This is a genomic window from Ursidibacter arcticus (assembly GCF_009761375.1).
In the GTDB taxonomy this organism is placed as follows: Bacteria; Pseudomonadota; Gammaproteobacteria; order Enterobacterales; family Pasteurellaceae; genus Ursidibacter; species Ursidibacter arcticus.
On record NZ_LEKM01000201.1, the window covers coordinates 1 to 8,737 of the forward strand.

11 protein-coding genes are annotated in these 8,737 nt (G+C 39.9%); 5 read left to right on the plus strand and 6 right to left on the minus strand.

The annotated features are described in order from the left end of the window. Positions 1–278: 278 nt before the first annotated feature. The 6 genes from A1D25_RS11190 to radC all read right to left on the minus strand — a co-directional run bounded on the left by A1D25_RS11190 (position 279) and on the right by radC (position 5,113). On the minus strand, positions 279–413 hold the full coding sequence (locus A1D25_RS11190) for a transposase (protein WP_162853280.1): 135 nt from the start codon (positions 411–413) through the stop codon (positions 279–281). 104 nt (positions 414–517) lie between these two features. Then, positions 518–2,050, minus strand: coding sequence for an L-2,4-diaminobutyrate decarboxylase (ddc, locus tag A1D25_RS09160; RefSeq protein WP_157395376.1), 1,533 nt, complete (start codon positions 2,048–2,050; stop codon positions 518–520). A gap of 66 nt (positions 2,051–2,116) precedes the next feature. After that, entirely contained in the window at positions 2,117–3,481 is a 1,365-nt protein-coding gene (locus A1D25_RS09165) for a diaminobutyrate--2-oxoglutarate transaminase (protein ID WP_157395377.1), read from the minus strand. Positions 3,482–3,854: 373 nt separating this feature from the next. Continuing rightward, the gene (rpmG, locus tag A1D25_RS09170) at positions 3,855–4,025 is read right to left on the minus strand and encodes a 50S ribosomal protein L33 (protein ID WP_005624479.1); all 171 of its coding nucleotides are present in this window, start codon (positions 4,023–4,025) and stop codon (positions 3,855–3,857) included. Between the two features lie 10 nt (positions 4,026–4,035). After that, the gene (rpmB, locus tag A1D25_RS09175; RefSeq protein WP_006251446.1) at positions 4,036–4,272 is read right to left on the minus strand and encodes a 50S ribosomal protein L28; all 237 of its coding nucleotides are present in this window, start codon (positions 4,270–4,272) and stop codon (positions 4,036–4,038) included. A gap of 148 nt (positions 4,273–4,420) precedes the next feature. After that, entirely contained in the window at positions 4,421–5,113 is a 693-nt protein-coding gene (radC, locus tag A1D25_RS09180) for a RadC family protein (protein ID WP_157395378.1), read from the minus strand. 162 nt (positions 5,114–5,275) lie between these two features. Between radC and coaBC the strand changes: the two genes are divergently transcribed. The 5 genes from coaBC to crp all read left to right on the plus strand — a co-directional run bounded on the left by coaBC (position 5,276) and on the right by crp (position 8,681). After that, positions 5,276–6,481: a bifunctional phosphopantothenoylcysteine decarboxylase/phosphopantothenate--cysteine ligase CoaBC gene (coaBC, locus tag A1D25_RS09185; protein ID WP_157395379.1), complete on the plus strand. Its 1,206-nt coding sequence runs from the start codon at positions 5,276–5,278 to the stop codon at positions 6,479–6,481. A 117-nt stretch (positions 6,482–6,598) separates the two neighbouring features. Beyond that, positions 6,599–7,054, plus strand: coding sequence for a dUTP diphosphatase (gene dut / locus A1D25_RS09190; RefSeq protein ID WP_157395380.1), 456 nt, complete (start codon positions 6,599–6,601; stop codon positions 7,052–7,054). A 43-nt stretch (positions 7,055–7,097) separates the two neighbouring features. Beyond that, entirely contained in the window at positions 7,098–7,703 is a 606-nt protein-coding gene (gene slmA, locus A1D25_RS09195; protein WP_157395381.1) for a nucleoid occlusion factor SlmA, read from the plus strand. A gap of 20 nt (positions 7,704–7,723) precedes the next feature. Continuing rightward, positions 7,724–7,945: a YheU family protein gene (locus A1D25_RS09200; protein WP_157395382.1), complete on the plus strand. Its 222-nt coding sequence runs from the start codon at positions 7,724–7,726 to the stop codon at positions 7,943–7,945. A 61-nt stretch (positions 7,946–8,006) separates the two neighbouring features. Further along, positions 8,007–8,681, plus strand: coding sequence for a cAMP-activated global transcriptional regulator CRP (crp, locus tag A1D25_RS09205; RefSeq protein ID WP_157395383.1), 675 nt, complete (start codon positions 8,007–8,009; stop codon positions 8,679–8,681). The last annotated feature ends 56 nt before the right edge of the window (positions 8,682–8,737 follow it).

Genomic DNA, 8,737 nt, shown 5'->3' on the forward strand with positions numbered 1-8,737 from the left:
CATTGACAAGGTTTAGAATGTAATTTTTACCACATTCTACACTTGGTCTATGAAAAAAGAAACTGAAATTAGACACGGCAGACATTGTGTTTTTAATTAGACACACCATTCGATTATTCGCCAATACATTGAGCAACAGCAAACACTCGATTAGTTAGGTTTGAAACGGCTATGTCGTTTGTGCCTTATATCTCCGCCCTGAAGGACGGAGTTTTACGGCACGGGGTTTGATAAAACCAAGCTTCATTTCCATCAATATACGCAAGTTCTAGTATATTTCAAATTTTGATCTGCACCCCAAAAGTTGGACTAAACAACCAACGGTAAGCCACATTGACCTTAATCTCTTTCACCAGTTGCTCAAGACTTATCATCTTAAATTCATATTGAGGAGAAGTAGTATTTTTAAGCATAGGCATTTCCTTTTTCAATATGCCTATTAGATCAAACCTCTAGAGAGATGTCTAGAGGTTTGTTAGCGGTCTGGGCTTAAAGGTAACCCTTTAAGCCATTTTTGTTAGTCGATAGCAGGGGTGTAGTTACCCTGTACAATAGCATCTTTAATACGCTCTGCCTCACTCAATACTTGTTCAAGTAGGGCTTTGACATTATCTAAAGTTGCGATTGGGCTGAGTGTTGTCATTTTCAACGACTGCACGTTACCGACTTTTGTTACCCCAATGTTTGCTTCACCTCGTGCAAAGAGTTCATCAGCAACATTTTGGTTGAGTGCATCAATAAATTCCACTGGATAGTCAGTTGGTTTAACTCGGAACAAGACTGATGCAAATTGTGGCTCAACAAGTAACTCTAAGCCTTCAGTGGCATTGATATAAGCGGCAACATCACGCGTTAATTTTACACCGTGGTCGATCATTGAGGCGTATAACTCTTCGCCTAAAGCCTCAACCGTAAACCATAGTTTTAAGGCATCAAAACGGCGAGTTGTTTGTAACGATTTTGCCACTAAGTTTGGTACACCGTGTTCTTCATCATATTCTGAATTGAGATAATCAGCTTTGTAATCAATATAGCGATATTCTGCTTCATCTTTCAGTAAGAATGCCCCACAAGAGATAGTTTGGAAGAAATGTTTGTGGAAATCAAGGGTTACTGAGTCGGTTAATTCAATACCGTCTAACCAATTACGGTATTCATTAGAGAGTAATAATGCACCACCCCAAGCAGCATCAACGTGCATCCAAATACCATATTTGTCGGTAACAGTGCGAATGGCTTTTAATGGATCAATTGCCCCTGCATCAGTTGTTCCCGCAGTTGCCACTACGCAAGCAACAATTTTGCCTTGAGCGGTGAGATCCGCAATGGTTTTTTCAAGTGCAGTAACATCCATTTGTGCATTGGCATTACAAGGTACAGTAACAACAGATTGGAAACCCATTCCCATCATTGCCATATTTTTTTGTACTGAGAAGTGTGCATTTTCAGAACAGATTACTTTCACTTTTTGCATTGCTTCTGCAGGAATACCATCTCGTTGTACAGACCATTCGCTACCGTCACTGTTCTTCCAATGCTTAGCAATACACGCATCACGAGCTAATAACACGCCCATTAAGTTAGACTGTGTACCGCCTGATGTGAATACACCAGCTTGCCCTTTACCGTAGCCAACTTTTTCACGCAACCATTCAATAAGCTGAACTTCCATTAGTGAACCAGCAGGACTTTGATCCCAAGAGTCCATTGACTGATTGGTGGCGTTAATTAGCACTTCAGCAATTTGACTAGTCACCATTGTTGGACAGTGTAAGTGTGCTAAAGAGTGTGGGTGATGAACCTTCAAACTCTTATTTAAGAATAATTCAACTAAGCGGTTAAGGGATTGTTCAACACCTAGACCTTGTTTAGACGGTTGGAATGCAATTTCTGAGCGGAGTTGTTTAATGCTACCGCCAGTGTACATTTTTGTATTTTGTAGCCAAGAACTTACCGCTTGTACTGCATTTTGCATTGCGGATTGGTAGTCGGCAATAGATTGTGAATCGTTACAGAACAGCGCCTGTTTATGTTTTTCAAGAGTTGTCATTGATTATTTCCTAAAGAGTAAAATTCTGCCCCATAATAAGTGGGGCAGAATTTATGATATTGGCTTTTAGCTACGAGTCGCTTTTAGTGCATCTTGTACTGCTTGGGTAAAGCGTTTAATCATCTCTTCACATTCTGATTGAGTAATGATTAACGGGCAAAGGATACGCACTACATTACCGCCACGTCCACCACGCTCAAGGAGTAATTTGTGTTTAAAGCAAGCTTTTTGAATTTCTGAGGCTAATACACCATCGGCTGGGTAAGCACCGATACGATCTTGTGGTTGGCGTTCATCGACAATTTCAATACCGATCATTAAACCTTTACCACGCACGTTGCCGATACAACCAAATTGCTGAGCAAGTTTTTTCAACTCTGCCTGTAAGAAATCGCCACGCTGTTGTGCATTTTGAGCTAGGTTCTGTTCTTTCATTACTTTTAAAGACGCATAACCTGTTGCCATTGCTAATTGATTACCGCGGAACGTACCTGTGTGTCCTGCTGGTTGCCACGCATCAAACTCTTTTTTGATGGCTAATACTGCTAATGGTAAGCTACCACCAACGGCTTTAGACATTACCACCACATCAGGCTCGATACCTGCGTGTTCAAAGGCAAACATTTTGCCTGAACGACAGAACCCTGCTTGAACTTCATCTAAAATCAATACAATACCGTGTTTTTTAGTCACTTCACGAATTTTTTGTAGCCATTTCACTGGTGCAGTAACCACGCCACCTTCGCCTTGAATAGCTTCTAAGATAACCGCTGCTGGTTTAACTACACCGCTTTCCACATCTTCAATAAAGTTTTCGAAATAGTAGGTAAGGGCATCTACACCCGCTTCTCCGCCGATGCCTAATGGACAACGATATTCGTGTGGATATGGCATAAACTGTACACCAGCCATTAAATTCTGAACGGCATTTTTAGCATTAAGATTACCTGTCATTGATAATGAACCGTGAGTCATTCCGTGATAGCCACCAGAAAATGAAATCACATTACCACGTCCAGTATAGGTTTTCGCTAATTTGATTGCTGCTTCTGTACCGTCTGCACCGCTTGGGCCACAAAATTGTAAACGGTATTCACCTTTTGGGAAGAAAGAGAGTAATTCTTCTGTAAAGGCATCTTTTAATGGGGTGGTTAAATCAAGGGTATGCAAAGGCAATCCACTGGCTAAGACATCTTGAATTGCTTTGATTACATCAGGGTGGTTATGACCAAGAGCCAAAGTACCAGCCCCTGCCAAACAATCTAAGTATTCGTTTCCTTCAACATCGGTTACCCAACAACCTTGTGCTTTAGCAATCGCTAAAGGTAATTTGCGTGGATAACTGCGAACATTCGACTCCATCTCATTTTGACGGGTTAAATAATATTCATTGGTCGCTTGGTTGATCGGATTTACAGGCGTGTTTGTCATTTGTTTAATAGACCTTCTATAAGAGGTTAAAAAAATAAGTCGGGTGCCTTGCGGGAAGCCTAAGCTTTCTTATTCTAAAAATAAGATGCCTTGGGGCATTTGACTCGCTACTTATTAAAAAAAGCGTTTCAGCTTTTTTGTTTTTACCCTATTTATTCCCGAGAGAATGGGATAGGTTGGAAACAGAGTTTTGGCTTAAATATAGGGTTATATTTAAGGCGGATAATACTACTGCTTTTTATAAAAAAAGAAAGGGGTTTTTGAGCGACTTTAATAGATCTTACAAATAATAGCCATTATAAATGCAAACGATCGCTAAGGCTGAAAATAAAAAACCCAGCATAAGCTGGGTTCCTCAAATCTAAAACAAAAATTATTTGATTTTTGCTTCTTTATAAACAACGTGTTTACGCACAACTGGATCAAATTTTTTGATTTCCATTTTTTCTGGCATATTACGTTTGTTTTTAGTTGTTGTGTAGAAGTGACCAGTTTCAGCAGTTGAAACTAATTTGATCTTCTCGCGATTACCTTTAGCTGCCATTGGTTACTCCTTAGATTTTTTCGCCACGAGCACGGATTTCAGCTAATACTGCATCAATGCCTTTTTTATCAATAATACGCATACCTTTCGCTGTTAAGCGTAAAGTTACGAAACGGTTTTCGCTCTCAACCCAGAAACGGTGAGTGTGAAGGTTTGGTAGAAAACGACGTTTTGTCGCATTCATTGCGTGCGAACGGTTGTTACCAACTGCTGGACGCTTGCCTGTTACTTGACAGACTCTAGACATTTTTAATTCTCCGATATTACTTAAGCTTAAGCTAAATGGTTCGGGCTATCAGAAGGGCTCAACTCCATCTGACGACCTCGTCAGGTGCATAACCCGACCCACAGACTATTTTAAAGACTGCGAATTATACTTGCTTTGTATTTTTCATTCAAGGGGAAATTTGCTCATTTTCTGCATCAAACTTCTCTTCTTCGAATGAAAAATAATCACCTTTTCCAACAATAATATGATCTACCAAGCGAATATCAACAAGATCGCACGCCATTTCGATCTTTCGAGTTAAATAACGATCTGCTTCACTTGGTTTGCAATTACCAGATGGGTGGTTATGTGCCACAATAATGGCAGCCGCATTATATTTTAGTGCGGCCTTGATGATCTCTCGTGGGTGCACCGATGCCTGATTGATCGTACCAAAAAATAACTTTTCTTGTTTAATCAAACGGTGTTGATTATCTAAAAAGAGTACCATAAAAACTTCACGTTCATCATCTTCAAGCTCCGATTGGAAATACATTACCGCTAAGTAGGGAGCACTGATTGTTTCATTAACTTCCATCTGCTGTGATAAATAGCGTTTTGTCATCTCTTTTGTTGCTTGTAGTTGAATATATTGAGTTTGCCCTAAACCTTTTACTTGGCAGAAATCATCTACGTTTGCAGTCAGTAAGCCACGCAACGAACCAAAGGTATTTAATACTTGATTAGAGAGTTCCATCACTGGCAATCCTTTTACCCCTGTGCGTAAAAAAATGGCGAGTAGCTCTTCATCAGTTAAAGATTTTGCACCGAATTGTAATAATTTTTCTCTCGGCATTAGGTTATTAGATATTTGTTTCATATTTTTTACTCAATTAAATCTTGGCGGAAAAAGCATAAAAGAAAGCAAACCTTATACCAAAAGGCTTTAGCTAGTTTTTCGATCGAGATCGCAAAAATAGGGCGTTGTGAGCAAGTGCCTATTTGCGTAAAATAGCTTTTTATTTCTAAAAGCGACCTTACTATGCTCAAAAACAAAAAAATTGTTGTTGGAATTACTGGCGGTATCGCAGCGTATAAAACGATTGAACTGATTCGTCTGCTAAAAAAAGCGAATGCAGATGTTCGAGTTGTTCTTACACCTGCGGCAGAAGCCTTTGTAACATCACTGACTCTACAAGCGATTTCAGGTAATGCGGTTTCACAATCTTTGCTCGATCCGCAAGCGGAGCTGGCAATGGGGCATATTGAGTTAGCAAAATGGGCGGATTTAATCGTTATCGCTCCTGCGACAGCAGATTTTATTGCAAGACTAGCAATTGGAATGGGCAATGACTTACTTTCAACGCTCTGTTTAGCGACATCTGCCCCAATAATGTTAGCTCCAGCGATGAATCAACAGATGTACAAGCGGTCGGTTGTACAACAAAATTTGCAAAATCTGCGTACACAAGGTGTATCGACCGTTGGACCAAATAGTGGATTTCAAGCTTGTGGTGATATGGGGGAAGGACGAATGTCTGAACCCGCAGAAATTTTCCAACATATCGCACAGCATTTTTCAGTAACACAAGATCTGCAAGGATTAACGGTTACGATTACCGCAGGACCAACTCGTGAAGCGATTGATCCCGTTCGTTATATCAGCAATCATAGCTCAGGCAAAATGGGATTTGCGATTGCAGAAGCCTTTGCTAAACGGGGGGCAACAGTAACCTTAATTAGCGGTCCGGTAAATTTATCGACCCCAAATAATGTTGAGCGAGTCGATGTGATTTCAGCACAAGAAATGGCACAACAAGCGGTAAGATTTGCACAACAATCTGCCATTTTTATCGGTTGTGCGGCAGTGGCAGATTATCGAGTTGAACAGGTTGCAGAACAAAAAATCAAGAAAACCGCAGATAATGATCATTTAACGCTTAAATTAGTCAAAAACCCCGATATTATTGCTACTGTGGCGAATTTGGCTGAACAGCGTCCTTTTACTGTGGGCTTTGCTGCAGAAACAGAAAATGTAGCAGAATATGCGAAAAGTAAACTAGTACGAAAAGGCTTAGATTTAATTTGTGCTAATGATGTTTCTTCAGGGCAAGTTTTCGGCTCAGAACAAAATAGCCTTCAGCTCTTTTGGCAAAATGGTGAGAAAATCTTACCGCTTACCGACAAAAGCCAGCTTGCTACACATTTAGTCAATGAGATTATTGAGTTGTATGGGACGGTGCGATGAAGTTGGAGGTTGTTCAAGATCACTTAGGCGAAGGGGCTTTTCCAACTTTTGCCAAAGGCTCTTTAGTTAATTTATTATCAGCTTGAAATTCCGCTTAAAGATTTACAAGGAAATAAAATGAAACAGATCGATTTAAAAATTTTAGATAGCCGTATTGGCAATGAATTTCCACTTCCAACTTACGCCACAGAAGGTTCAGCTGGATTGGATTTAAGAGCGTTAATCAATGAACCTTTAACGGTCGAAGCAGGGCAAACTGTGCTAATCCCAACAGGGATCTCTATTTATATTGCAGATCCAAGTTTGGCAGCGGTAATTTTACCACGATCGGGATTGGGGCATAAAAATGGGATCGTTTTAGGTAATTTAGTTGGCTTAATAGACAGTGATTATCAAGGTCCATTAATGGTTTCATTATGGAACAGAAGCCAAGAAGCCTTTACGGTAAATGTGGGAGATCGCATTGCTCAGCTTGTTTTTGTGCCAGTGGTGCAAGCTCAATTTAATGTAGTAGAAGATTTTACCGCTACTGAACGTGGTGAAGGTGGTTTTGGACATTCAGGTAAGCAGTAATAAGCGGTGAGTTTCTGCTAAAAATTTGTAAAAAGGGGATAAAATGACAGAAATTGTCGTGAAAATGCCAAAAAAATCTATTAAAGAGCGTCAGCAACAAGTGCTGGAAGTGTTGATTGGTTTACTCAATTCTGAAACAGGAATGCAACGTATTACAACGGAGCGTTTGGCGGCTGCAGTTGGGGTCTCGGAAGGGGCGTTATACCGCTATTTTCCAAGCAAAACCAAAATGTTTGAAGCCCTAATTGAGCGAATTGAATTTACTTTAACTAGCTATATCAATGCGAGTAAACGAAAAGAAAATACCGAATTAGCAGTTAAGGCAATCTTGCAAACGATTTTAGAATTTGCTCAAAAAAACCCTGGGGTGACACGCATTCTAACAGGGCACGCTTTGATGTTTGAAGATAAAGAGCTTAAAGCTCGTGTTGCTAAATTTTTCGATGGGTTAGAGCTACAATTTGTCAATATTCTTCAAATGCGTAAGCTAAAAGAAGGGCGAGCCTTTGCCGATGAGCGTGCATTAGCAGGTTATTTGGTTAATTTCTGTGAAGGGCAGTTTTTACGCCTTGTTCGCTCAAACTTTACGTTTAATCAGCATCAACACTTTGAAAAACAGTGGGCGTTGATTAAGCCGATTTTCTATTAGTTTTCTACATAGGATAGATAATGATTATTCCTTGGCAGTCTTTGGAAGAAACAACGCTGAACAACATTCTCGACTCTTTTATCTTACGAGAAGGGACGGATTACGGTGTTAGAGAGCTTTCGCTCGTTGAAAAAAGGGAGAGATTACTGGCTCAGTTAAAAGCTGATCAAGTTGTGATTGTGTGGTCTGAACTACACGAAAGCCTTGATATTAAAGACAAAAAATCTTTCTTAGGGAATTAATGAATTTGTGCTAAAATTACGCAAGCAAATTATGCTGTAAATGGATTAAAAGGCTTATTATATGCAAGATGTTTCTATTTCTACCGCTCAACTTGAAAATGTATCCCCTTTACCATCAATTCACGATCCAGCAGTAGAGTGGTTTTTAACTCACTGCCATATCCATCGTTATCCTGCGAAATATACGCTTATTCACGCAGGGGAAGATGCGGAATCTCTGTTTTATATCGTAAACGGTTCAGTTTCGGTATTTATTAAAGATGATGACGGCAAAGAGATGCTCTTAACTAATCTTGGACAAGGAGAGTTTGTTGGTGAGATTAGCTTATTTGAAGAGCGAACTCAGCCACGCACCGCTTGGGTTAGAACCAAAGGTAATTGTGAAATTGCGGAAATTTCTTATAAGAAGTTTAAACAGCTTGTACATTTAAACCCCGATATTTTAATGTATTTATCCGCTCAAATGGCTCGCCGTTTACGAATGACATCTCGCCAAGTAAGTAACCTTGCTTTTTTAGATGTAACAGGGCGTATTGCACAAACCTTAATGAACCTAGCCAAAATGCCAGATGCGATGACTCACCCACAAGGTATGCAAATTAAAATTACTCGCCAAGAAATTGGACAAATGGTGGGGTGCTCTCGTGAAACAGTTGGACGTATCTTAAAAATGCTTGAAGATGATGGGCTAATCTCCGCTCACGGTAAAACGATAGTGGTATTTGGGACGAGATAGCCTTAGATATAAACTAGATATAGCATATGCAATATCTAGTCAGACTGATGACAAAC

Bases quoted from the DNA above. Each gene is read 5' to 3' on its own strand.
- ddc (WP_157395376.1), bottom strand. From the start codon at position 2,050: ATGACAACTCTTGAAAAACATAAACAGGCGCTGTTCTGTAACGATTCA.
- rpmG (WP_005624479.1), bottom strand. From the start codon at position 4,025: ATGGCAGCTAAAGGTAATCGCGAGAAGATCAAATTAGTTTCAACTGCT.
- rpmB (WP_006251446.1), bottom strand. From the start codon at position 4,272: ATGTCTAGAGTCTGTCAAGTAACAGGCAAGCGTCCAGCAGTTGGTAAC.
- radC (WP_157395378.1), bottom strand. From the start codon at position 5,113: ATGAAACAAATATCTAATAACCTAATGCCGAGAGAAAAATTATTACAA.
- crp (WP_157395383.1), top strand. From the start codon at position 8,007: ATGCAAGATGTTTCTATTTCTACCGCTCAACTTGAAAATGTATCCCCT.
- coaBC (WP_157395379.1), top strand. From the start codon at position 5,276: ATGCTCAAAAACAAAAAAATTGTTGTTGGAATTACTGGCGGTATCGCA.
- A1D25_RS09200 (WP_157395382.1), top strand. From the start codon at position 7,724: ATGATTATTCCTTGGCAGTCTTTGGAAGAAACAACGCTGAACAACATT.
- A1D25_RS09165 (WP_157395377.1), bottom strand. From the start codon at position 3,481: ATGACAAACACGCCTGTAAATCCGATCAACCAAGCGACCAATGAATAT.
- A1D25_RS11190 (WP_162853280.1), bottom strand. From the start codon at position 413: ATGCTTAAAAATACTACTTCTCCTCAATATGAATTTAAGATGATAAGT.
- slmA (WP_157395381.1), top strand. From the start codon at position 7,098: ATGACAGAAATTGTCGTGAAAATGCCAAAAAAATCTATTAAAGAGCGT.
- dut (WP_157395380.1), top strand. From the start codon at position 6,599: ATGAAACAGATCGATTTAAAAATTTTAGATAGCCGTATTGGCAATGAA.